Below are 24,009 nucleotides of genomic sequence, written 5' to 3' on the forward strand. Positions count from 1 at the left end.
TGCTGGGTGCCGGGTTCCCTGTCGCCGCCGCCTTCACCGCAGCTGTCGCGGTCCTGGTGATCGCATGCCCCTGCGCCCTGGGCCTTGCCACCCCGACCGCACTCCTGGTGGGCACGGGCCGCGGCGCGCAGATGGGCATCCTCATCAAGGGCCCGGAAGTGCTCGAATCGACCCGCACCGTCGACACGATCGTGCTGGACAAGACGGGCACCGTCACCACAGGCAAGATGACCCTCCTCGACGTGATCGCCGAGCCCGGCACCGACCCCGACGAGCTGCTGCGTGTAGCAGGTGCCCTGGAGGACGCCTCCGAGCACCCGATCGCACAGGCAATTGCGAAGGCCGCCACCCAGCAGGTCGGCACCCTTCCGGCCGTGGAAGGGTTCGCCAACATCGAGGGCAAAGGCGTACAAGGTGTCGTCGACGGACGAGCCGTGCTCGTGGGCCGTGAGTCGCTGCTCGCGGATTGGGCGCTCGCCCTCAGCTCCGAGGTCGCGTTCGCCAAAGCACAGGCCGAAGACGACGGCAAGACCGTCGTCGCGGTCGCCTGGGACGGGATCGCGCGTGGCGTGCTCGTCGTGGCCGACACGTCAAGCCCACCAGCGCCGAAGCGATCACTCAGATGAAGGCCCTCGGCCTGACCCCTGTGCTGCTCACCGGCGACAACGACGCCGTCGCCCGGCGGATCGCCGCAGAAGTGCGCATCGAGCACGTCTTCGCCGAAGTCCTCCCGAAGGACAAGGTCGACGTGGTGGCGCGCCTGCAGCGCGAGGGCAAGATCGTGGCGATGGTCGGGGACGGAGTGAACGACGCTCCCGCGCTGGCCCAGGCCGACCTCGGCCTGGCGATGGGCACCGGCACCGACGTCGCGATCGAAGCATCCGACATCACCCTGGTTCGCGGCGACCTGCGCAGCGCCGTCGACGCGATACGTCTGTCCCGCAAGACGCTCGGAACGATCAAGTCGAACCTGTTCTGGGCCTTCGCCTACAACGTCGCGGCCATCCCGGTCGCCGCCCTCGGGCTGCTCAACCCGATGCTCGCCGGTGCCGCCATGGCGCTGTCCAGCGTGTTCGTCGTCGGCAACAGCCTGCGACTGCGCGGCTTCAAGAGCATCGCGAAGCAATCCGCTTAACCCATCCATCGAAAGGAACCCCCATGACCGACACCACCCGTACGGAGCTGCCCGTCGTGCAGTCCGGCAGCAGCTGTTGCAGCACCGTCCCCACGCAGGCGGTCACTAGCGTGATCGTGGAGGCTGCGCCCGCCGACCAGCTGGCTGCGTCAGCGTCCTGCTGCAGCAACATGCGCTGACACCCTCTGAGATCGTCCCGCGACAGTCTCCTGTCGCGGGACGCTTCTTTCTTGGGGCTGATCCGGACGGCGTCTTCCTGCGCGGCGCTCGGCCGAGGTTCAGGTTCGACTTCCTCGGCGCCGACGGGTCTTCGCTTCGGTCAACGACCCTCGCCCTCGGGTAGCTTCTAGCCGGCGTTGTCGGCAATGCGAGCCTGGGATTGGTGGGTCGTGCGGTTGAAATTCAGGAGCGGCGCTCATCGCACCGGCCGCACTGTGCCAGCATTCCCGCCATCCGCTCGATTGGCTCGATCCGGCTGGTGACCAACCATCTGAGTCTGGGGAGTTCCGCGGTGGGACCGACCGTTCGCGAAGCTTCCTCGGGCGATTGGGGTCCACAAGGATCGAGATCTCGCGCCCGCACAAAGAGTGCTGCACCCAGCTTCGGACCTCTGCTGGCATCAGCAACTACGACTGGTGCTTATCGCTTCTGAGCCGATACCCGGCGATAGCCAGGACAGGGTTAGTGTCGAACAACCCGACCAGTCAGCCATGAGGAGGCCCGATGACCCAGCCCGACCGGAGTAGCCCACCCGTTACCGCCACTCGGTTCGCCCTCCATCACGTCCAGCTGGCCCTACCGCCTTCCGGGGAGGAGGCATGTCGACGGTTCTATGTGGACGTCCTTGGACTGACTGAGGTACAAAAGCCTCCAGTCCTCGCGGCGCGTGGCGGGCTATGGGTGCGGGCGGACGACCTGGAGATCCACCTCGGTGTCGAGCAAGCGTTCTCTCCCCAGAAGAAAGCACATCCCGGAATCCTCGTCGCCGACATCGACGCCCTCGCCACGCGACTTGACGCACACGGGTGGCCTTTCACGTGGGATGCCGATTTCCCAGGCATGCGACGCTTCTACACCGAGGACAACAACGGGAACCGACTGGAGTTTCTTCAGCGCGAGTAGGCGAAACCACACCCTGGGCTGCACACTCGATCGTCGGCGACCCGTGGATGTACCCGCCGATCTCCGTGGTCGTCACCTAATGGGGGCGTGGTCAGGCACTAGCCGTGACCTTCTCGCGGGTCAGCTGCTTTGGCTGATCCGCGAAGGATGTTGGGCGCTCGTCGCGCACGCCTTGGAGCCAGGAGCAGACCGTGCGCTCCCGCTTCTTGCGGGCCGCCTGAACGGGATGACGTACATCGTCGGCCGCCAGGCGGATGGGTAGCGTTCACGCATATCAGACCAAAGCGGGCAAGCGGTACCTCGTTCGCTACTTCAAGCCCGACATGTCCCAGGGTGCGAAGCGCGGGTTCCTTACGAAACGAGCCGCAGAGTCATACCTCTCGCAGGTCGATATCGCGATAACGCAACAGCAGTACGTCGACCCCGGCGATGGGCGCATCACCATCGGCGAGCTCGGAGGCATTTGGTTGGAGGATCAGCGGGCTGTGCTGAAGCCGTCCTCCATGCATCCGCTCCAGTCGACGTGGCGGGTCCACGTCGAGCCACGGTGGGGAAGCGTTCGCGCCAGCGACATCCGGTACAGCAACGTACGAAGCTGGGTAACAGAACCGAGTGAGAAGCGAGGCGCGACCACCGTCATTCGTGCTTACGGCATCCTGGCCTCGATCCTCGACGTCGCGGTCCGCGACCGCCGACTCGGCGAGAATCCCATCCGCGGGATGAAGCTTCCGCGCAAGCAGCCCAAACGGCGCGTCTACCTCTCACACCGCAACGTGGAACATCTCGCCGCCGAGGCAGGGCACCCCGACCTCATCCTGTTCCTCGCCTACACCGGTCTGCGCTGGGGCGAGGCAACGGGCCTGCGCGCGCGCGATGTCGACCCGCTCCGCCGCCGGGTTCACGTGCAAGAGAACGCCGTGATGGTGAATGGCGCGGTCCACACCGGAACCCCGAAGACACACGCCAGCAGGTCGGTGCCGTACCCTGACTTCCTCGATCCCGCTATCCGCATCAACCTGCGAGGCAAGGCGCCTCACCAACTCCTCTTCGGTTCCGGCGACGAGCACCTCCGACTTCCCAACTCCCAGAACGGCTGGTTCGCCGCGGCCGTGCGCCGCGCCCAGCAGGTCGACCCCGACTTCCCGAAGGTCACCCCTCACGACCTCCGCCACACCGCCGCCAGCCTCGCGATCAGCGCAGGCGCCAATGTCAAGGCCGTGCAGCGGATGCTCGGCCATGCCAGCGCCGCAATGACCCTCGACACCTACGCCGACCTCTTCGACGACGACCTCGACTACGTCGCCGAAGCCCTGAGCCGTGCCCGCAACTCGCAGCGCATCGTCACTGTCGCAGAGCACAGCGATGCAGAGCACCGCGAAAGCGGGCCGGCCGGGTATCGCGCGCCCAGCCTCGGTCGTCGCGAACTCGGCCGCTGACGATCGGGTCGGCCCGAACGCCCGCACCATCCCTGCGGCCTCGTGAGAAAGACGTTCTTTCCCATTTCTTTCTCACTTGGCCATTACGGGTAAAGCAAAACCCCCGCGATCCCAGTGTTTACAAGGGCTCTGCGGGGGTTTCAAGTGGCGGTGACGGTGGGATTTGAACCCATACCGGATGAGGTCACAGGGATCACATGAGGTCTCAGAACCGCAGGAAATCAGCACTCGAAGTTCTCAGACGCTCCATCGAGTCACACTCGTTTCATTGCGTATGTTCCCGCTTCTGTTCCCGCCAGGACGGAGGGATCGAACTCCCGCTCTGGGACACTCTGCGGTCCAGGTTCGATGTGCGGGCTCACCAGTCCGCCCCCTCGAGGGTCCGTCATCGTCCATCAAGTTGCCATATCCGCCGCAAGCGTCACAGTGCGCTTCCGGCGCCGGCATCCGCCCGGATCAGCGTTCTGGCCGACCCCCCGCGGACGCACGCGGCAACTCCGCTGCCGCAAGAAGCCGCATCGTGTATTCCTCGTGAGGATTCAGGACGACCTGGTCGGCGGGGCCCTCCTCGATGATCCGCCCGCGATACATGACCGCGATCCGATCGCTGACGAATCTCGTGACAGCCAGGTCATGAGAGATGAACAGCATGGTAAGCCCGAGTTCGCGCTGAAGTCGCCGGAGGGTGTTGAGCACAGAGGCCTGCACCGAGACATCGAGCGCGGCGACGCTCTCGTCTGCAATGAGCACTCTCGGTTGGAGCGCCAGGGCCTTCGCGATGCCGACGCGCTGCTTCTGCCCACCTGAGAGCTGTGCCGCATACGCACTCGCATAGCGGCCCGGCAGCTCGACCATCTCGAGCAACTCCTGCACGCGGGCCCCGCGCTGCGCGGCGGGTACGAGGCGATGCACGGCAAGAAGCTCCTCGAGGGTCTGCTGGACCGATCGCATGGGGTTCAGCGCGGCGGATGGGTCCTGGAACACCATCTGCACGGTCTGCGCGTCGGCAGGCGATCGCGGATATCGCATTGAGGTGCCGTCGATGACGATCTCACCAGCGGCGGGACGCAGCAGCCCGGCAACCCCTCGCGCCACCGTGGACTTGCCCGACCCCGACGCACCGACCAGACCCAGAGTCGTGCCCGCCTCGATGGTGAGCGTGACGTCCTGCACGACGTCAGGCGTGCGACGTCGACGACGGCGTTCGTATGAGACGCACAGTCCGCGCAGCTCGACGGCGGCGCCGACGCCCGAGGTCGTCGGGGCGGCCAACTCGGCCGGTGCCCTGCCCGCGGTCACCGACGCGACGGTCGGCAGTTCTCGCGACTTGTCTGATTCGAGTGTGGGCATGGACTCGATGAGCGCGCGACTGTAGTGATCCTCAGGGTGTCGGAAGACCGCCTCGATATCGCCCTGCTCAAGGATGACGCCGTCGCGCATCACCGCCACCCGGTCGCAAAGATGCTCGATGACCGCCAGATCGTGGGAAACGAAGATGATCGACAGCGATCGATCGCGTTGGACGGAGCGGAGCAACTCGAGAATCTGCTGCTGCACCAGGACGTCGACAGCGGTCGTCGGCTCGTCGCAGAGCAGGATGTCTGGCTCGTTCGCGAGCGCCATGGCGATCAGCACGCGCTGCCGGAGGCCACCCGAGAGCTGGTGCGGCCACGAGTCTGCTTTGGTCTCCGCATCCTGGATTCCGACTTCGCGCAACAGACGCTCCGCTTCTTGGCGAGCGCGACTCTTGGACCAGCCGTGACGCTTTCTCGGCGCGAGCGTGATGAGATCCCAGACACGCATGGTCGGGTTCAACGCGGTCATCGGCTCCTGGAACACCATGCCGACCCGGTGACCATGCAGGTCGATGGATCCGTCGACCTCGAGGCCGGGGCGCAACAGCCCTGCGATGGCCCGCAGAGTCAGGCTCTTGCCGGAGCCCGATTCTCCGACGACGCCGAAGATCTCGCCCGCGCGCAGCTGCAAGGACACGTCTGTGACAAGGGTCGCGCTGTTGTCCGCGGACTGGCGACGGATTCTGAGTCGTTGCACGTCGAGCACAGTCTGAGCGTCGATCATCATTTCGCCAGCACCCCCTCTGCAGCAGTGGCGATCGCGCGCATCGAGATGCCCACCGCCAGAATCGCGAGGCCGGGCCCGAGAGCGATCCACCAGTAGATCTGGAGGAAGCTCTGTCCTTCCGCGATCATCTGGCCCCATTCGATGCTGGGCGGCTGCACCCCGAGCCCCAGGTATCCGAGTGAGCAGAGGAAGGCGAGTGCCAGGACGAAGTCGCTCGCGGCGAATGTCACGGCCTGCGGAACCGCGTTGGGGATGACGTGCCGGAACAGGACTCGTGTGCCGCTCAGGCCTCCGGCGCGTGCAGACTCGATGAACTCGTGCTTCTTGAGCTGCAGGACCACCCCGCGCACCAGACGGGCATACGTCACCCATGCCGCGATCGCCGCGCCGACGATGAACGCCTGCCAGCCCGCGCCGAGCATCAAGGTCAGCGCGACGAGCAGGATGTACTGCGGGAATGCCTGGATGATATCCGCGATGCGCATGACCGACGAATCGAGCGCACCGCCGCGGTAGCCGGCGACCGCTCCCAGCACGGTTCCTATCACGGCCGGGATGACCGTGCCCAGCGCCGCGAGCAGCAGGTCGAGTTTCGCCGCACTCAGGACGCGGAGGAGGACATCGCGTCCGAACTGGTCAGTGCCGAGCAGGTGCTCGAGCGACGGCGGCTGGAACTTCTCCGTGAGGTCATAGGCGTTCGGGTCGGGCCCCCAGAACGCCAGGCCGATCGAGGTGGCGAGCAGGATCACCAGGAACGCGCCGGCGATGATCGCGGAGAGAGGCAGGCGAATGCGCTGGCTGCGAGCGGTGGCGATGGCGGCGGTCACAGGTCAACCCTCGGATCGAGCACGACGAGAAGTACGTCGCCCAGCACATTGATGCAGAGGACCGCAAGCGCGAACACCAATGTGAGACCCTGCACCACGTTGAAATCCCTCATCCGCGCGCCCTCGACGAGAGCCAGCCCCAGGCCTGGCAGCCCGAAGGTGGCCTCGACCACGACGGCGCCAGAGAGCATGATCGACGCCATTGAGGTGAGCAACGCGACCGGAGGAATCGCCGCGTTGCGGAACTCAAAGTGCCGGGAGAGGCTCCATCCCCTAAGCCCTACGGATCGGGCAGCATCCACATAATCCATTCGACGCACACCGAGAATCGCCGAGCGCATGCTCGCGTAGAGCACAGGGGCGACAGCAAGGGCGAGTGTGAGGGCGGGGAGGAATGCGGACTGGAGTTGACCGAGCGGATCTCGGCTCCACCCGCCGACGGGGAACCAGCCGAGTACGACGGCGAACAACATCAAAAGCAGAATGCCCATCAGGAAGGAGGGAACGCCGACGCCGACCGTCGCGAGGAACTGCGTGGCGCGGTCTGTCGTCGAGCCGGGGCGCCGCGTGCTGAGCCCTGTCAGCCCCGACGCGATAAGAACGGTGATCGCGACCGCGAGCGCAACCACACTGAACGTGACCGGCGCCGCGTTCGCGATCAGATCGACGACCGGAACGCCGCTGTTGATCGTCGCCCCGAGATCACCGTGCACGAGTCGTTCGAGGTAGAGACCGAACTGGACGGGCAGAGGCTGGTCGAGTCCCAGGGCCTCTCGCACCGTTGCCACGGTCTCTTCGCTCGCTCGTGGCCCGGCGACCTGGCGAGCCGGGTCGCCGGGCACGAACTTCAACATCAGGAATACCGCGATCAGGATCACCAGCAGCACAACAAGCGCCTGGCCCGCTCGCCGCAGGATGAACAGATATCGCGTCACTGTTACCTACCCGTCGAGACGGACCGTCGACGATTCCCAGTAGCGGTACGGGGTGGCGATGAACCCGGTGACCCGATCCGAGACGGCGAAGATGCTGGGCTGGTTGTAGAGCCCGATCACGGTCGACTGTGCGAATGCGTCGTCTTGCACGGTGGCGACCGCTTCGTCTCGCACGGTGTTGTCGAACGTCGACGTGCCGATCCCGTACTGCTGCTCGATCACGGCTGTGTCTGACGCTGTCCACGGGTACCACGCGAACATGAGGAATCCGATCGGGTCGAAGGCGCTGGGCGAAATCGCGGCCACGCCCGACATGAGGCCCTGAAAATCGCCCGCGCCTGCAAGCGCGTATGAGGTTGCCTGGTCGATGGGCTTCAACACGACGGTCACGCCGATCTGTGACAGCTGCCGCTCGAGGAGACTGGCGACGTTCGAGGTGCTGGACTGCCCGCTCTCATAGCCGATCTCGACCGAAATTTCGGTGACGCCAGCCTCGGCCAGCAACTCGGTGGCCCGATCGGGATCATACGATAGGGGCTCGCTGCCGGGCACGGAATTTGGGATGTTCGTCGGGATGATACCCACCGCAGGAGTGACGTCTTCGTAAAGCGCCGACACGAGCTCGTCTCGGTCGATTCCCAGCGAGATCGCCTGCCGCACGCGGGGATCAGCCAGGGTCGGGTCGGCGGCGTTGAGCATCAGGTCCATCGCATAGGAGGGCTCGGAGGCTATCACGTTCTCGGGATCGAGCTGAGCGACGTCATCTGAGCCGATGTCCTCGATGATGTCGAGGTCACCCGCTCTGAACGCGAGCAGCTGCTGCGCGACATCGCTCGAAGTCTTGATCGTGACGTGCTCGATGAGGCCGGTGTCACCGAGGTAGCCGTGCGGGTTGGCGGAGAGCTCGAGCACCTCGGAAGGGCCGGGATTCTGCCACTCGTCGAGCACGTACGGACCCGCACCGACGGGAGCCTCAAAGTACTCGTCGGCGGACTTGCCGCCGAAGTCGGCGGGGTACAGCGTCGACGTGCACCACGAGAGCAGATCGGGCAGGAAGGTGTCGGCGAACGCCAGCTGCACCTCAACGGTCTGGTCATCGACGACTCGCTGGTCGGCGATCGACGAGTAGTACGCCCCGCTGTTCTGACCGTCGCGCCACTGCTGGATCGAGAAGGCGAGATCTTCTGCCGTCACCGCGGCACCATCGCTGAACATCGCCTCGTCGGACACGGTCAGCGAATAGGTGAGCGCCGTCTCGTCGTACTCCCAGTCGTCCACAATCGCGCCGGCAAGCCCACTGCCGTCCTCCGCCGGGCGGAGGATCTGACCGTAGAGCATCGGCATCGTCTGGATGGATGCGCCGCCGACGCACGAGTCACCGCTGATCCCATCGAGCGACTTGACCCGACCGACGGTGAGCTGCTCGGCATCGGTCGCGGTCCCTCCCCCACCAGCGCAAGAGGTCAGCAGGGCGACAGCTGCGACCGCGCCGATGATCATCACCGAACGCTTGTTCTTCATCGAACTTCCTTCTTGTCACTAGACCTATCACTCGATAGGTAAGGCCAAGCTAGCGCGGGCTTGAGCGTATCGCCAGCTTCGAAACACGATCGTAACCAGTTTGTCTATCAACTGATAGTCTCCGCGCATGACAACTGCCCATGAGACAGTCGGATCACAGCTCGTCCTGCTCTTCGAAGCAGCCGGTATTCGCGCCGCATTCGGCATTCCAGGCACGCACAACTTGGAGCTCTACCGAGGCCTGTCGCGCAGCAACATCCGAACCGTGACGACGCGACACGAGCAGAGCGCCGCATATGCCGCTGACGCGTATGCCAAGACGACGGGAGAGCCCGCGTTGGTGATCGCCACGAGCGGGCCCGCTGTGCTGAACGCCCTCGTCGGCGTAGGGACGGCGTACGCGGAGTCGCGTCCGTTGATCCTGATCGCCCCAGGTCGCCCCTCTGGCGCGGCGAAGGACGCGGGGGAACTGCACGAGCTGGGCGATGTCTACGCCGCAGGGGACGCGATGACGGCCTGGAGCCACCGGATCGTCGAAGCCGAGGAAGTGCCGGTCGTCGTCGCCGAAGCACTCAGGCGCGTGCGGGCGGGGCGCCGACGACCGGTCTTCATCGAGGTCCCGCTCGATCTTCTCGACCAGCCCGCCGCACATGCCGGTTCGCGAGCGGCTGCGCGCACCTCCACCCCGCCGCTCGATCAGGACTCACTGGCGCGCGCGGCCGCGCTCCTCGGAGCTGCCAGCAAACCCGTGATCATCGCCGGTGGAGGCGCGACTGGACTGTCTGGCCTGCGGCAGCTGGTAGAAGCCCTCGGCGCCGTCGTGGTCACCACGATGAACGGCAAGGGCGCGCTCGCAGAGACTCATCCCCTTTCGGTCGGGTCATCCATCTCTTCGCCTTCGGTGATGGATGTCGTCAACGCGAGTGACGCGGTCCTCGCGATCGGCACCGAGCTCGCCGAGTCCGACCTGGGGCCGCAGCGCGTCACCGCATCACACCTCATCCGGGTGGATATCGAGCAGAATCAGCTCGACAGGAACGCCTCCCCCGCAGTGCGATTGCGCGGCGACGCCGGCCGCGTCATCGATGCGCTCCTGCCACTGATCGAGGACGTCGGTCCCGCGCGTCGCGCGGAGGCGGGGCACCGGGTCGCGGCACTGCGCGCGGGTATCGCCGGCGAGCTCGGAGAGGATGCAGAGACCGCCCACGCGATCATCGCCGGCCTCCCAGGCGACGCGATCCTGACGGCCGATTCGTCGCAGGTTGTCTATGCCGGTCTCGCTTTCGAGGCGTTCTGCGCACGCCCTGACCAGTTCGTCTACATGTCACGGTCTGCGACGCTCGGCTACGCCCTGCCGGCCGCGATCGGGGCCGCCGTCGCCTACTCGGACCGTCCTATCGTCGCCGTCGCCGGCGACGGAGCCTTCCTCTTCTCATGCCAGGAACTGGCGACCGTCGCCGAGGAGCAGCTGGCGGTGACCGTCGTGATCGTCGACAACGGCGGATACGCCGAGATCGAAGCGCAGGAGGTCGCGCGTGGCATTCCGCCGATCGGCGTGCGGTTCACCAACCCCGACTTCGCGGCGCTCGGCCGGGCTTTCGGTATCGAGTCGGTGTTGTGCACGAGCCTCGACGACCTGACGGAGGCCGTCAGGGCCGCGACAGCCTCGCAGGCTCCTCGTCTGATCAGCTACCGCATGAACTCCTGAAGATGCCGCCGGTGGCGTCACGACCACTGGTCGAGGCGCCTCCGGACGATGTCACGGGCCTCTTCGAAGGGCTCGAGCAAGTAGGCGAGGTGGTCCTCGCGTCCGTGTCGATGACCGACATGACCGGGCCAGAATCGCCGGGCGACGTGCCGGATATGATCCATCGCACCGTCGATCAGCGTGGCCATGTACCGCTGGGTGTCGGCGTCGCGGATGGCATACTCGACACCTCCCGACACGTACACAGGCGAGGTGTGGGCGGCCACCCGCCGGGTATAGACGTCGTGGTGACGGCCGGCAGTGACGCCGCTCGCAAACGCGCGGGCGCAGATCCAGGTGTCGCGCGGCAGCGGGAGCACGAACTCTTCCTCGGCGCTTCGCCGACCGTCGAGATCCACAGATGCGAGCACGCCGTCCCTGCCGACGATCTCGAGGTGATCGAGCGTGAACACCGACGACACGTCGACGCGAACGTTCACGCGTGCGAGGTCGACCCCCGTCAGGACAGATCCCGGTCGCGCGCCCTCCACCTCCAGCACCACGAGAGGTCCGCTCGAAGCGAAGGTATCGCCGCGCTGAACGGCGGCGAGCCAGGAGAAGTAGTCCACCTCGGTGCCAGGCATCCCGCCCGCATACGTGCGCACGATGCCCAGCGGAACATCCGCCGTCATCTTGTCGGAGCCGCCGACGATCGGCACCTGGTAGCCGTCGTTGAGATAGCGGTAGTACTCCCTGACGTTGTAGTCGTCGTACGCGATCATCTCGATGGCATCGATCCGCTTCGTCGCGATGAGCGTCGCGGCCTCGCCGTTGGGTACCGGGAAGTGCGCGAGCACCGTGATCCCGCCCTGCGCCCTGGTCTCGTCCGCCCAGCGCGAGAGCGTGGTCTCGAGCCCCGTGCCGATCTCGGATTCGTCGGGACCGCCGGTCGAGATCGGCATGACGGGGGTGCGCACCCCGAGGAGGTTGACGTGCCCGAACATTCCGGTGCGGTTCTCCTGCCCCACGAACACGATCGGCGAACCGGCGCTCCCCGTGAGCGGGCCCGTCCTCACCTCCTCGGTCACGGTGAACAGCTCTCCGCCCTGTGTTCGCTGCAGGTTGACGATGTCGAGTCCCTCGCCGGCCCCCTCGAACTGCGCGCCCCGCGCCGAGACGAAGTGACCGTGAGTGTCACCCGACACATAGCCGCGATCGCGGATGCGCGAGAAGCGCTGCAGCGCAAGCTCGAGAGTCGCCTGGCCCTGGACGATCTCGAGGTCGACCCGCCGCGGATCGTACTCGAATCCCTGGGCAAGTTCGACGGTGACCGGGCCTACTGGGAGCCAGCCTTCGCATGTGCCGTCGATGTATGCATAGGACTTGTTCCCCAAGCGCACGTCGCCGCCGAGGTCGAACGCGAAGGTCGCCAGCTCGCCGTTGATGTGCGGCGGGTGGCCATGGGGTGGATAGCTCACACCGTCTTTCGACCGGAAGTGCACGCGGCACGGGATCGGCTCGCCGCTGTCAGCGTCGACGACGGTCGTTCGCACCCATGTGCGCGCTTCATTGACGATCCGAAATCCCGCGCCGGCGCCGGCGATCGCACCGTGCTCGACGAGCTCGCCCCAGTTGGCCGCCCCCACGAGGTCGCCATCGAACCGGACGGTGACGGTCGCGCTGGGTGTGCCGGTGAGCCGCACGTGGGCGACGCGCGGGCTCTCGGAATCCCACGACTGCCCCCACGCGGGCGTGACAGGCGCCTCGGCGAGCGCGGCCTCGTCGGTCACCACCCAGTAGGGGAATGACGCCGTGCCCCTGTCGACCGACACGTCGAGCTTCTCGATGTCGTGGTTCGTCGCTCCGAAGGGCAGCGTGATCAGGACGTCTCGGTTGGTCGTGCGCTCGAACGGATCCTCGTCGAGATGACCCAGCGTGACGCCCGCGACGAGGACGGTCGGCCCGAGGGAGGAGAACCGGATGCCGGCGATCGCCGCATCCGGACGCGGGTTGCGCCATGGCCAGAGGTACCACCGGTAGGGAAGCGTGTACGGCAGCTTCGTGGACGGATCGAGCACCTCCTTGGCACGACCGCCCGCATGGTCGAAGCGGCCGTGCGTGCGGTGCGGGGTCACGTGCTCGAGCTCGGGGATCGCCAGAAATGGGCTCTGCCCCCAGTCGAGAGGGATGGGTCGGTCGAACCGGTCGCGCGGGCTCGCGGCGATCTCGAAGCGCTCGCGGATCGGCAGCGACACGACGGCGCCGTCGTCGTAGACGATCTCGTAGTCGGCCGCGGTGCGACCCAGGTCGCGCCCCTCGAACAGATCGGTGTCCACAAGCGCGTGTGCGAAGATGATCCACTCCGCGGAGGCCGACACCCCGAGACGAGCCGAAGAGTCTGGCGTGACCGCGAGGAATACTCTCTCGGGATCGCCACCGGTGCCCAGCCTGAAAGGCAGTCCGAAGCGGGTCGTGGCGCCGATTTCGAGTGTGTCGGGGTCTTGAAGGAGCGATGCCGGGGCGTTCGCGAGCTCGGTGAGGTCCAGCGCCTCGTACCCTGTCATGGGTGACGGATAGTCGGTCACGGGTGTGCCGCTTCCATTGCGGCGTCGGCGGGGAGCGCGAGGGGCCACTCGCGCTCCTGGTCCTCGAGCGCATACGCGACCTCGAAGACATCAGCGTCCTGATACGACCGCCCCACCACTTGCATGCCGATGGGTACTCCGTTGCTCGCCTGCCCGATCGGCATGCTCAGTACGGGCAGCTGGCTGAGCATGTTGAACGGGTACGTCATGAACCAGGCCTCGGCCTCGATCGGAGTGACCGGCACCCCGTTGATGCTCCAGTCGGTGTAGAGCGGCGACTGGGTCGCCGGGATGGAGGGAACCGCCGTCGTCGGGCACAGGAATACCTTCGACGACTCGAGGATCGGACCGAGATCCTGGTACATCGCGACGTGCAGCTCGATCGCGCGGGCGACATCCTCGGGATCTGACTCGGTGCCGCGTCGGATCATGTCTGCGGCATAGTCCGAGAGCAGGGTGAGGTCCGCGTCAGGGATGGCGGCGACGCGTCGCGCGGCAGTGCCCTTGATGGAGTTCATGACCGCCCACGCGTCATAGGCGGCCTCGGTCCACGGCAGAGTGACCTCGACCAGTTCGCAGCCCAGCGCACGGAGTCGGTCGAGTGTGCTCACGAATGCGGCGCGCACCTCGACGTCGACGTTGAAGTAGCCGAGATCGGCGGAGTACGCGATCCGCCACCCTGCCGGATCCGACGAACGGCGCGGCAGCACGACGGTGTCGCGCAGGGTTCCGATGTCTTCCACGCTGACACCGGCGATGATCTCCTGCATCAGGGCGATGTCGGCAGCTGTGCGGGCAAGCGGGCCGTACTGCAGGTAGGAGTCGAAGCTGCCCTCGTAGGTGTTGGGATTGCGGCCGTAGGGCGGTTTGTACCCGTACACGCCGCAGCAGGACGCGGGAATACGGCTCGAGCCCCCGATGTCGGAGCCGTCGGCGATCGTCGCCATGCCCGCGGCGAGCGCGGCCGCCGCACCGCTCGACGATCCGCCGGGGCCGTAGTCCAGGTTCCACGGATTCCGGGTGACACCCCAGAGCGGGGTGTAGCAGTTGCCGGCCTCCCCGAACTCGGGCATCGTTGTGCGGCCGATCATGACGACTCCGGCGTCGATCAGGCGCTGCAGCCCGGGATGAGTCCGGTCGGCGACGTTGCCGGCAAGAAGCGCCGAGCCCATCGTGTGCACCTTGCCCGCGAGGGGAGTGCTGTCTTTGACGGCGAGCACGACTCCCTCGAGCGGTCGGGCGTCGCCTCGCTCATAACGCGCGTCCGCGTGCGCCGCCGCATCCCGCGCCTCAGCGAGCCAAAGCTCGGTGAACGCGTTGACCCGCGGGTTCGCAACCTCGACGCGCTGGATGATCGCCTCGAGCAGTTCGGTCGGGCGCAACGCGCCGGACTCGAATTGGGAGATCGCCTCTGCGGCCGACAAGTACGCGATTCCAGCTGAAGACATGGCTCTCCGATCGACAAGGGGCGTGACCAGGAGTACCCTATCAAGTGATAGGGAGGAAGTCGATGAGTCTGCACCTGGTGAAAGCGATCTCGAAGTCCGGGGAGGGGTTGGTCCCTGGTCTCAGCGACTACTCCGCCGCGTCTGAAGGTTGGACCGAAGCGGAGTACCGCACCGATGCGAGCGCGAGCAACCCCATCGTCGGCTACTGGGAAGGTCAGCCGGGCTGGGTCGCGTTCGATGCATGGCCCTACACGGAGATCTGCGTGATCATCCGCGGGCGCGTCGCCATCGAGGATGAGCATGGCGACCGCCGAGAGTTCGCGGAGGGGAGCGCGTTCGTCGTTCCGCAGGGCTTTCGCGGTCGCTGGCACACCCTCGAGCCGACCACCAAATACTTCGTCGGTGTGACGAATATTGACGAGTAGTAAAAGTCGATGACGCCCACCGCGCGCGGTCGCTACGCTCGTCAGATGGCCACGAACGACGGCGGCGCGGCGAGCGTCACGGATGCAGCGCACGAAGGATCGGAGGTCACGACCCGCGATCGCATCCTCATCGAGGCGTCGCGGTTGTTCGCCAACAAGGGGTATGTCGACACCAGCACTCGTGACATCGCGACCGCTGTCGGTATCCGTCAGCCGTCGCTCTTCTACCACTTCGCGAACAAGGCCGAGATCTTCGCCGAGCTCGTCTCCCGAGACCTCGAGCTCGCGCTCCTGCAGATCCAGTCCGTCACGGCCGATGGGGATGAGCCGATCGCTGCGCAACTCTTCGCCTACCTGCTGATGGATGCCCGCGCCATCTCGGACGTGTCGACCACGATCGTCGGCCTGTACGACGGGCATATCCTGGCGGAGCCTGAGTTCGCGACTCAGAGGTCCCTCCGCAAGCGACTTCATCGGCAGACCGAGGCACTCATCCGCGCAGGCCTCGCGACCGGCGAGTTCTCAGACGACACGAGCCCGCGATTTGTGCGGCAGACGATCACCGCGCTCACCTTGAGCGCAGCGCAGAGCAAGATCAATGGCGAGCCGCGGACGAAGCCCGCCGACATGGCGACGTTCGTCGTCCGCGCGATTCTTGCCGACCAGTCAGATCTCGCCGACGTGCGACGCCGTGGTCAGGCGCTTTGGACAAGGCTGCACAGGCACGCACGCTGATCCCCAGCGCGGGACTCGTTGGCCCGAGCAGAACCAGCGAGTCAGGCCGTCAGGGCGATGTAGATGAGCTTTCGGTTGGCGAACTCGTATGCGCCGTGGCGCCCCAGTTCGCGCCCGAATCCGGACCGCTTGCGGCCACCGAACGGCAGTTCCGGCGCCGCTTCACCGATCGTATTCACGAACACCATGCCGGCCTCCAGTTGATTCGCGACACGGATCGCCTGGTCAGCATCGACTGTAAAGACGTACGAGCCCAGTCCGTAGGGGCTGTTGTTGGCCAAGCGAATCGCATCCTCTTCGTCCGCGGCGCGGGCGACAGTCGCAACCGGACCGAAAAACTCCTCGGAGAAAGCGGCCGAGTCAGCGCCGACATCGACGAGCACTGTGGGATCGAACCAGTTGCCCTCGGTGCGACCGCCCGTCAGCCGCCGCGCACCCTCAATGAGAGCTCGGTCGACCTGTGCTTCGAGGCGCTCGCGCGCAGCCGTCGACGCGAGCGGTCCGAGTTCAGTCTCTGCCCGCGCGGGATCGCCGGGTGTCGCGCGTTGCATCGCGGCGGTGAACCGCTCGAGGAAGGCCTCGTACAGGTCATCGACGATGATGAACCGCTTCGCGGCGTTGCAGGCTTGTCCGTTGTTGTAGAGCCGCGCGCCGACGGCGTCGTCGACCACGGCGTCGAGATCATCTGTGGATAGCACGATGAAGGGATCGGATCCGCCGAGTTCGAGCACCACCTTCTTCAGGTGCTGGCCCGCGACGGCCGCCACAGCCGCGCCTGCGCGCTCCGACCCGGTCAGTGAGACGCCCTGCACCCTTTCATCAGCGATCACGTCGACGACCTGCGCGTTGCTCAGGAAAACGTTGACATATGCGCCGTCGGGCGCGCCGGCATCCCGGAATATCTCCTCGATGGCGGTCGCGGAGCTCGGGCACTGTGGAGCGTGCTTGAGAAGAATCACGTTGCCGAGCGCCAGGTTGGGGGCTGCGAAGCGCGCGACCTGGTAGATCGGAAAGTTCCAGGGCATGATCCCGAGGATGACGCCTAGGGACTCGTACCTGACGAAGGCGTCGCGGCCAGCCTCGCGCGGCTCGATCGGTTCGTCCTGAAGCATGTCCGCGGCGTTGTCGGCGTAGTACTCGTAGATCCGCGCGCTGAAGTCGACTTCGTCGAGCGCCTCGATGATCGGCTTGCCCATCTCGCGCGTGATGATCGCCGCGAGCGATTCCGCCCTCTCGCGATGCAACTCCGCGATCCTGCGAAGAAGAGCCGCACGCCCTCCGACCGACCCCGATTTCCACCAGAGCCTGTGCGCCGCACTGGCGAGCGCGAGCGCGTTCTCGATGTCCGCCCCCGTCGCCGTCGCGTAGGTGTCGCCCTGCGCGCCGCTTGTCGGGTCGACAATCGCGTAGGTCATCCGATCCCATCCTTCTGTCGCGTGGTGCGCACCAGCCTATCATTCGATAGGCTGGTGCAGGCACTCAGCTTCCGTACGCCACCTGAATCGAGGACCGACATTGCCCCAGCAGCCCGTTGGACCGATCGACAGCTCGAAGACACCGCGCTATGCGGGACCCGCTTCCTTCGCCCGGCTTCCACGACTCGAGCAGGTCGAGCACGCCGACATCGTCGTGGCCGGCGTGCCGTTCGACTCGGGCGTGTCTTATCGCCCGGGCGCCCGGTTTGGGCCGAACCACATCCGGGAGGCGTCTCGCCTGCTGCGCCCGTACAATCCGGCGCTCGACGTCTCACCGTTCGCCACGACGCAGGTCGCTGACGCCGGCGACATTGTCGCGAATCCGTTCGACATCCGCGAAGCGATCGCGGCGGTCGAGGCGGCAGCGCTGGCTCTGACCAGCACCGGCGGCCGACTCGTGACGCTCGGTGGCGATCACACGATCGCGCTTCCTTTGCTGCGAGCCGCCGCACGGCGCCACGGCCCGGTCGCCCTGCTTCACTTCGACGCTCACCTCGACACGTGGGACACCTACTTCGGCGCCGAGTACACCCACGGCACTCCGTTCCGTCGCGCGGTCGAGGAGGGAATCCTCGACACCGAAGCCATCAGTCACGTCGGCACCCGCGGACCGCTCTATGGAAAGCGAGATCTGGAGGACGACCGCCGGTTCGGATTCGGCATCGTCACAGCGGGTGACGTGTTCCGGCAGGGCGTTGATGAGGTGATCGCGAAGCTCCGCACGCGACTGGGCACGCGCCCGCTCTACGTCTCTATCGATGTCGACGTTATGGATCCGGCGTTCGCACCAGGTACCGGCACCCCTGAAGCGGGAGGACTCTCTAGCCGCGAGCTTCTGGAGATCCTGCGCGGACTTGCTGGCCTCAATCTCATCGGTGCCGATGTCGTCGAGGTCGCCCCCGCTTACGACCATGCCGAGATCACCGGTGTTGCCGCCTCACACGTCGCATACGACCTGGTTTCGCTGCTGGCCTTACGCCATGCCGAGCGGGGCGCCCAAGCTGATTGGTAGAGCGGCTTCGCGATGACCCGGTTCCGTCGTAGTCGCCCGGCACTTTGCAGTGCAAGATCGTGCCGCTCCGATCACCAGTCGTGGACGGTTCCGTCGAGGAGTCGGTTGTAGGGAAGGTAGGCCTGCGCGTAGGGGTACTTAGCCCCGGAAAATCCCGCGTGGTACCACAACCTGATCGCGCATCCCGATGTGCTGATCGAGACGGCAGACGATGGCGACGTTCTCGTTCGTGCCACGGAGCTCGTCGGCGAGGAGCGCGATCAGGCATGGGCGCGGTTCACGGCACGGAGCGAGGGTTTCCGCCAGTACGAGGCCCGGACCGCGCGAACGATCCCCGTTCTGGCGCTGACCCGCCGCGCGCGCGAGTCAGCGTGACGCCGGAATGCGCAGCCGTGTCCAATCGAGGGCGATCGTCCGGACGCGGTCTCGATCAAGGTCGTTGAGCAGCTCGTGATGCCCGCCGCGTACCAGCTCGAGAGTCTTGTCGGTGCTGGCGATCTCCTCGAAGATTCGCATGCTTCCGCCCGGATCGGTCGAGCGGTCACTTGCGCCGTGGAGGATGAGGGTTGGTGTCTGCCACCCCGAGGCGCGTCGCCACACATCTTCCGCTGTGAGGAGCGACGTGCGAGCAGTCAGGTTCGTCAGCCGGCCTTTGTAGATGAGTGGGTCGGCCGCGTACCGGTCGGCGTTCTCCGCACGCCGTGAGAGCGAGGACGCCGGCGCCGCTCGCAAGGGCGCTGGCGCGTGCGGCGCTACGGCTGCGAGTGCGGTGGCCAGCCCGTGCAACACCGGGCCCGCCGGCATCGGAAGCGCAGGGCTCATGAGCACGACACCTCTCACGTTCGTCTGATCCTCGACGACGGTGTGCGCCGTGACGAGCCCGCCGAGCGAGTGGCCGAAGAGGAACACCGGCCCGCGGGCGGCGAGGGCGCGCTTTGCCGCGAGGTGATGGCGGGCACCTTCCCGGACGTCGAGGGACCCTCGTCGCCCCGGCGACCTCCCGTGCCCCGGAAGATCGATCGCGTAGACATCGATCCCTGCGGCGAGCAGGTTCGGGATCAGCTCGTGGTACTGAGACACGAACCGCTCGGCGTACTCGCCGTAACCGTGCTGCAGCAGCACCCGTGCACGGGTCGTGGACGCCGCCCAGTGATAGCCGCGAACGGGCGCGCCGAAGCTCCATTCTGTGCAGGGCGGCGCCATTACCGTGTGGCGCTGCTCGAAGCGCGTTCGCGCTCCGACCCCCGCAGCTGCTTCCACGGCACGGAGCTCAGCTCACGGACAGCCGTGGTGAACGCCACGAGCTGTCGGCGCAGCGCCTCGATGTCGATGAGGTGGGCGACGGGTTCCGCGTTGAGAAGGTATCCGGGACCGGTGATGAAGTTCGCGGCGGGAAGGCCGGCGGCGTGCCAGAACGGGCATCCGTCCCCCGGCCACGTCAATCCGTCTGGCGACCGTCCGGTCAGATCGGGAACGAACGGACGAACCACGCGCGTCGCGGTGACCTCGGCGGCATCCAATGCCCTGCGCATGGCGACGATGACGGGTTCGTGATGTGTGGTGAAGCAGCATCCGAACTCGTAGTCCTGGTCGTCCCGGTGGCCTGACCAGCCTTCGGGTGCGACTCGCGCGCCGAGATGCTCGAGACAGAGCGCAGCCGCGATACGGGGGACCATATCGTCGCGGTGGGTGGCGAGGAAGGCCTCGACCCCCCAGGCTTCCTCGATGGCGAAGTGCCCGGTGGTGAGCAGGATCAGGATGCTGCGGTCGAGCTCCCCCCTCGGGAGGCGTGCGAGGTGCTCGGCCATCGCGATGATCGCCTCGGGGCCGTTGTCCTCGAGACCGTTCGGGCCGTCGGTATGCGACTGGACGACGATGATCTCGTCGCTGGCGCCGGGGATTAGGCCGAGGACGTTGTGGGTCTCGACCTCGTCGATCGACGCCTCGAGCGTGAGCGTCGCGGTCTCGCCGATCCGTGCCAGTAGCGCATCACCCACCTCGCGCCCGACGAACAGCGCCGGAAGACCGCGGTGCACGCCGTCGTAGAGGAGGTACGCGTCGGTCAGCTCGTCGGCCGGCAGGTCGACTGAGATGATCAGCCCGGCAGCCCCACCGGCGACGAAGCGTGCCAACTGCGCGCGCATCTCGTCCTGGCTGAGCCAAATGCGCTCGTAAGGCTCCGTCGAGTCGTAGCCCTCAGGATGCACAGGGAGCGCCGGGGCGCCCCAGTCGAGCATGTCGAACATGCCCGCGTTGTATGGCGGCAGCGTGACGCGGACAACACCGATCACTCCCGGTGCCGGCTCGCCGGACAGCGGACCGTTGATACCTTCAGGCCCAGTGGATCCCGAGTACGACACCGGGGAGATGATCCGGATGTCGGCGCCACCGGCACTGAGCGACCATTGCTCCGGCGTCCACCGTCTCATCGGCACGGCCTCGGTCGTCACGCCATCGACTCCCGCCTCGGCGAGCCGACGGGCGAGGTCGTCGATGTAGTCGGCATGCGCATCAGAGCCGGTGGCGCGCAGGCCGCGGCGGTCGAGCTGTTGTTGCCACTCGGTCAGCACCTCGAGTGTCACGAAGCCGTCGGGTGCGGTGGGGAATGCCATGCGGGTGCCTTTCGGACGTCAGCGGACGGATTTGATCGGGGCGATGAAGACGGCGCTGACCGCACAGAACGCCATCGCCCCGATGAAGACGGGGAAGAAGCCGAAGCCGAGAGCGACGAGCACGGCGCTCGCGACAGGAGCGAGAGCCTGACCTCCGGTGTTGGCGATGTTCAGGATGCCGAGGTCGCGGGCGCGGGACTCGACACTCGGCAGCACTTCGCTGGTGAGTGCTGCGTCGACGGCGTAATAGGAGCCGAACGCGATCCCGCCCAGCACCGCGAACCACAGCATGCCGGTGTGCGTGGCGGAGAACATCGGGGCGGCACCCGCGGCGACGGCGAGCAGCGAGGCGAGGATCACGGGGAGCTTGCGGCGCTGCGGCCGATCGGAGAGCGGTCCAGCGACAGCAGCGCCGATCAACGCTGTGCCGAGGAAGATGAGCGAATTGAGGCGGACGGCGGCCGCGGCATCCACTTCTGTCATTCCGACGTAATCCGTGAAGATGTAGAGCTGGAACGCGTTGATCATGAAGTATCCGAGCACCAGCAGCAACCGGCCCCAGAGCACCAGGTAGAAGTCCCGGGCGTGGCGAGGGAACCGGAAGGAAGCCGCGACCTCGCTGACCTGGATCCGCTCGCGCGCGCTGTCGGTGTTCGAGAAGTCGGGCGCGATGAGCACCGTCGCCACAGCGAGACCAACGAAGAGGACACCGGCGACCTGGAATCCCAGCGTGATGTTTTCGACGCACAGCGAGCCCACGACGGTTCCCACCGCGGTGCCCAGCAGCAGGCCGATGGGGATCAGTGCGGCGACCGTCGCCCGCCGGTGGTGAGGAACCCGGTCAGGGAGGATCGCGGCAACGGATGCTCCGGTCGCGTTGATCGCGGCGATCGACAGACACCACCAGAACTCCAGCCAGCCGAAACTGTCGGCCAACGACACCGGGATCAGGAGCAAAGCCGTCGCGACAGCACCGCCAACGATCCACGGTGAGCGGGCACCGAACCGGGTGCGGGTGTGATCCGAGAACGTGCCGAAGATGACGGCCGACACCATTGCGACGATCGCCGCAACCGCAGTCAGCAGCGCGAGCAATTGCACCTTATCGTCGGGGTTCGTCTCCGCGATACGGGCAGGGATCAGGATGGCGCTGCCCGCACTGAACGGGAGGATGTACGCCACCGTGCCCAGCATCATGGCGATGCCGACCCGGAACATGCCGGTGCGCGACCGGACGGCCGCTTCGGGTGCGTGGGTGGTGGGCGCAACGGCCACAGGGAGCTCCTCGATGACGACGCTGTACTGACAAGGCTCTTCGAGTCTCTGCAAGTGCCCTGTAGACCGATACGCACAGCACGTGCGAGTTGCCAGCGGCGATTTGTGAGATCTACAAACCCATCGGCTTTGGAGTGCGTCCGGCCTCGATCGCCCGCACGTACATCGCCGCGAGAACCGCCGCACGCTGCGCAGCGTCTCCGGTGTCGAGACCGGTGGCTTCCGCCATCCTGCGCAGCCGGTAGTCGACGGTGTTCGGATGCACGTGCAGCTCGCGCGCCGTGCGGGTGCGGTCCCATCCGTTACGGGAGGCTGCGCGCAATGTGGCTTCCCAGTCCGGATGCTGCTCCACCACCTCCAGCCGATCCCGCAACATGTCACGCGCAGGACCCGGTCGGGTGAGCTGGAACGGCAGCAGCACGTCCTCGAGGAACCAGGCACCGGCAGCGAAGTCGATGGCGAGCACCAGCTGCAGCACCTCCTCAGCGAGCGAGACGGCGTCACGCACCTCAGAGGCGGCAGCGAAGAACGCACCAGCGTGGACGGCGACCCCCAGGTGCGTCACCAGCCGCTCGACCGCTGCCCGCACTCGGTCCGCTTCGTCCGGCTCCGGTTCTGGAGTGACCGGGATGAGTGCCGTCCCGTGGGGATCGCCGATCACTGCGAGCACTTCACCGGTCGACAGCTCATCGAGGGTCCGCAGCAGCGCGTTCCCTCGGCGGGCCGAGGTGACGTGCGACACGAGGTCGGAGTCAGAAGACTCCTCGCCGATGTGGATCGCCAGTACGAGATATCGCGCAGCGATCGGCAGCCCGGAGCGTGTCGCGGCCTGCTCCAGGTCGCCACCCGCGAGAAGCGCCGAGTACACGGCATAGCGCGCGTCCCGCTCCCCGAGGCGGACACGTGACGCCTCGCGCTCGAAGCCGCGCACCACGAGCGCCATCACTCCGCGAAGGTAGTCGAACAGGGCGCCCGTGAGGATGATCAGGTCGCCGAGCTCATCAGCACGAGCGTGCGATGCCATCCGCCGCCAGATCGCCGCGGTGCCGCCGACATACGTCTCCAGCAGGTTCTCGACGGGAAATCCTTCCGCCGCGCGGACCGCCGCGGAAGCTACCAGTTCCGACGCCGCACCCTCATCCAGCACCGTCTGGCCGCTGAACACCCGTGCGAAGAGGCCGACGTTGTAGTCCATGATCCAGCGCAGCTGGGCCGCCCGCTCGGTGTCGCCCCCGACAACGGAGTCGCGCAGCTCGGCCAGTGCCGTGTCGACGAGGTCGCGACGGTGGGAGAGGACCCATTCGGTCGCCGGGACGCCTTCTATTCGCACGCTGGAGGCCGGCGGTCCTGGAATCGTCACAGTTTGAGCTTGACGTATGAGATCCAGCACCACCAGGCTGCGGGTCGACGACCTGAGACGCCCTCACGGCCGGCGCGCTGTCGACCCCCGCGTGATCAGCTCGGGAACGTCCGAGCAGTGCATCCATGACCGCGGCGCCCAGGGCGTCGAAGTCCTGGCTGACCGTGGTCAGCGGCGGGAGGAGGTGCGCGGCATCCGGCAGATCGTCGAAGCCGACGATCTGCGATACGACGCCGGCGCTTTCCTCGACTCCGGCCTGACCACCCCGACGCTGCGGAAGATGCGGGCCAGCGACCACCAACGGCACCGGTCCAAGTCGAGCTGCATCTCGCGTCTC

19 protein-coding genes and 1 pseudogene are annotated in these 24,009 nt (G+C 66.5%); 9 read left to right on the top strand and 11 right to left on the bottom strand.

Annotation, left to right across the window (positions count from 1 at the left end; translation table 11 throughout):
• Positions 1-2: 2 nt before the first annotated feature.
• The 4 genes and pseudogenes from Q9S36_RS38205 to Q9S36_RS38220 form a co-directional block, all read left to right on the top strand.
• Positions 3-1,135, top strand: a pseudogene (locus Q9S36_RS38205) (heavy metal translocating P-type ATPase); the annotation flags it as partial.
• 23 nt (positions 1,136-1,158) lie between these two features.
• Entirely contained in the window at positions 1,159-1,314 is a 156-nt protein-coding gene (locus Q9S36_RS38210) for a hypothetical protein (protein ID WP_311289991.1), read from the top strand.
• 544 nt (positions 1,315-1,858) lie between these two features.
• A complete protein-coding gene (locus Q9S36_RS38215; RefSeq protein ID WP_311289992.1) occupies positions 1,859-2,257 on the top strand; it encodes a VOC family protein in 399 nt (132 codons plus the stop codon).
• 254 nt (positions 2,258-2,511) lie between these two features.
• Positions 2,512-3,693, top strand: a complete 1,182-nt coding sequence (locus tag Q9S36_RS38220; RefSeq protein ID WP_311289993.1) for a site-specific integrase — start codon at positions 2,512-2,514, stop codon at positions 3,691-3,693.
• A 456-nt stretch (positions 3,694-4,149) separates the two neighbouring features.
• Here Q9S36_RS38220 and Q9S36_RS38225 read toward each other — a convergent pair whose 3' ends face one another.
• The 4 genes from Q9S36_RS38225 to Q9S36_RS38240 are packed head-to-tail and all read right to left on the bottom strand — an operon-like array spanning position 4,150 to position 9,037.
• On the bottom strand, positions 4,150-5,775 hold the full coding sequence (locus Q9S36_RS38225) for an ABC transporter ATP-binding protein (RefSeq protein ID WP_311289994.1): 1,626 nt from the start codon (positions 5,773-5,775) through the stop codon (positions 4,150-4,152).
• Positions 5,772-6,602: an ABC transporter permease gene (locus tag Q9S36_RS38230; protein ID WP_311289995.1), complete on the bottom strand. Its 831-nt coding sequence runs from the start codon at positions 6,600-6,602 to the stop codon at positions 5,772-5,774. The genes Q9S36_RS38225 and Q9S36_RS38230 overlap by 4 nt, the downstream gene beginning before the upstream one ends.
• Entirely contained in the window at positions 6,599-7,537 is a 939-nt protein-coding gene (locus Q9S36_RS38235) for an ABC transporter permease (RefSeq protein WP_311289996.1), read from the bottom strand. The genes Q9S36_RS38230 and Q9S36_RS38235 overlap by 4 nt, the downstream gene beginning before the upstream one ends.
• A gap of 6 nt (positions 7,538-7,543) precedes the next feature.
• A complete protein-coding gene (locus Q9S36_RS38240; protein WP_311289997.1) occupies positions 7,544-9,037 on the bottom strand; it encodes an ABC transporter substrate-binding protein in 1,494 nt (497 codons plus the stop codon).
• A gap of 148 nt (positions 9,038-9,185) precedes the next feature.
• Here Q9S36_RS38240 and Q9S36_RS38245 point away from each other — a divergent pair, with 148 nt between their 5' ends.
• Positions 9,186-10,766: a thiamine pyrophosphate-binding protein gene (locus Q9S36_RS38245; RefSeq protein ID WP_311289998.1), complete on the top strand. Its 1,581-nt coding sequence runs from the start codon at positions 9,186-9,188 to the stop codon at positions 10,764-10,766.
• A gap of 17 nt (positions 10,767-10,783) precedes the next feature.
• On the opposite strand, the gene Q9S36_RS38250 is transcribed toward Q9S36_RS38245, so the two are convergent.
• Both Q9S36_RS38250 and Q9S36_RS38255 read right to left on the bottom strand, forming a co-directional pair.
• A complete protein-coding gene (locus Q9S36_RS38250) occupies positions 10,784-13,309 on the bottom strand; it encodes a CehA/McbA family metallohydrolase (protein ID WP_311289999.1) in 2,526 nt (841 codons plus the stop codon).
• A 17-nt stretch (positions 13,310-13,326) separates the two neighbouring features.
• Positions 13,327-14,778, bottom strand: coding sequence for an amidase (locus Q9S36_RS38255; RefSeq protein ID WP_311290000.1), 1,452 nt, complete (start codon positions 14,776-14,778; stop codon positions 13,327-13,329).
• A gap of 62 nt (positions 14,779-14,840) precedes the next feature.
• Here Q9S36_RS38255 and Q9S36_RS38260 point away from each other — a divergent pair, with 62 nt between their 5' ends.
• Positions 14,841-15,203: a cupin domain-containing protein gene (locus Q9S36_RS38260; RefSeq protein WP_311290001.1), complete on the top strand. Its 363-nt coding sequence runs from the start codon at positions 14,841-14,843 to the stop codon at positions 15,201-15,203.
• A gap of 45 nt (positions 15,204-15,248) precedes the next feature.
• On the top strand, positions 15,249-15,938 hold the full coding sequence (locus Q9S36_RS38265; protein WP_311290002.1) for a TetR/AcrR family transcriptional regulator: 690 nt from the start codon (positions 15,249-15,251) through the stop codon (positions 15,936-15,938).
• Positions 15,939-15,979: 41 nt separating this feature from the next.
• On the opposite strand, the gene Q9S36_RS38270 is transcribed toward Q9S36_RS38265, so the two are convergent.
• Positions 15,980-17,353 carry an NAD-dependent succinate-semialdehyde dehydrogenase gene (locus Q9S36_RS38270; RefSeq protein WP_311290003.1) on the bottom strand — a complete coding sequence of 458 codons (1,374 nt, stop codon included), beginning with the start codon at positions 17,351-17,353 and terminating at the stop codon, positions 15,980-15,982.
• Between the two features lie 100 nt (positions 17,354-17,453).
• Between Q9S36_RS38270 and speB the strand changes: the two genes are divergently transcribed.
• Both speB and Q9S36_RS38280 read left to right on the top strand, forming a co-directional pair.
• Complete coding sequence (speB, locus tag Q9S36_RS38275; protein WP_311290004.1) at positions 17,454-18,425, top strand: agmatinase; 972 nt, start codon at positions 17,454-17,456, stop codon at positions 18,423-18,425.
• 189 nt (positions 18,426-18,614) lie between these two features.
• Positions 18,615-18,800 carry a hypothetical protein gene (locus Q9S36_RS38280; protein ID WP_311290005.1) on the top strand — a complete coding sequence of 62 codons (186 nt, stop codon included), beginning with the start codon at positions 18,615-18,617 and terminating at the stop codon, positions 18,798-18,800.
• Here Q9S36_RS38280 and Q9S36_RS38285 read toward each other — a convergent pair.
• From Q9S36_RS38285 to Q9S36_RS38300, 4 genes are all read right to left on the bottom strand, one after another.
• Positions 18,792-19,547 (bottom strand): alpha/beta fold hydrolase, encoded by a 756-nt coding sequence (locus Q9S36_RS38285; RefSeq protein ID WP_311290006.1) that lies wholly within the window; start codon positions 19,545-19,547, stop codon positions 18,792-18,794. The two genes, Q9S36_RS38280 and Q9S36_RS38285, sit on opposite strands and share 9 nt — an antisense overlap.
• 80 nt (positions 19,548-19,627) lie before the next feature.
• Positions 19,628-21,037: a hypothetical protein gene (locus Q9S36_RS38290; protein WP_311290007.1), complete on the bottom strand. Its 1,410-nt coding sequence runs from the start codon at positions 21,035-21,037 to the stop codon at positions 19,628-19,630.
• Between the two features lie 18 nt (positions 21,038-21,055).
• Positions 21,056-22,366, bottom strand: coding sequence for an MFS transporter (locus Q9S36_RS38295; RefSeq protein ID WP_311290008.1), 1,311 nt, complete (start codon positions 22,364-22,366; stop codon positions 21,056-21,058).
• A gap of 58 nt (positions 22,367-22,424) precedes the next feature.
• Positions 22,425-23,705: a helix-turn-helix domain-containing protein gene (locus Q9S36_RS38300; RefSeq protein ID WP_311290009.1), complete on the bottom strand. Its 1,281-nt coding sequence runs from the start codon at positions 23,703-23,705 to the stop codon at positions 22,425-22,427.
• Between the last annotated feature and the right edge of the window lie 304 nt (positions 23,706-24,009).

This window comes from Microbacterium sp. ARD31 (genome assembly GCF_031844425.1).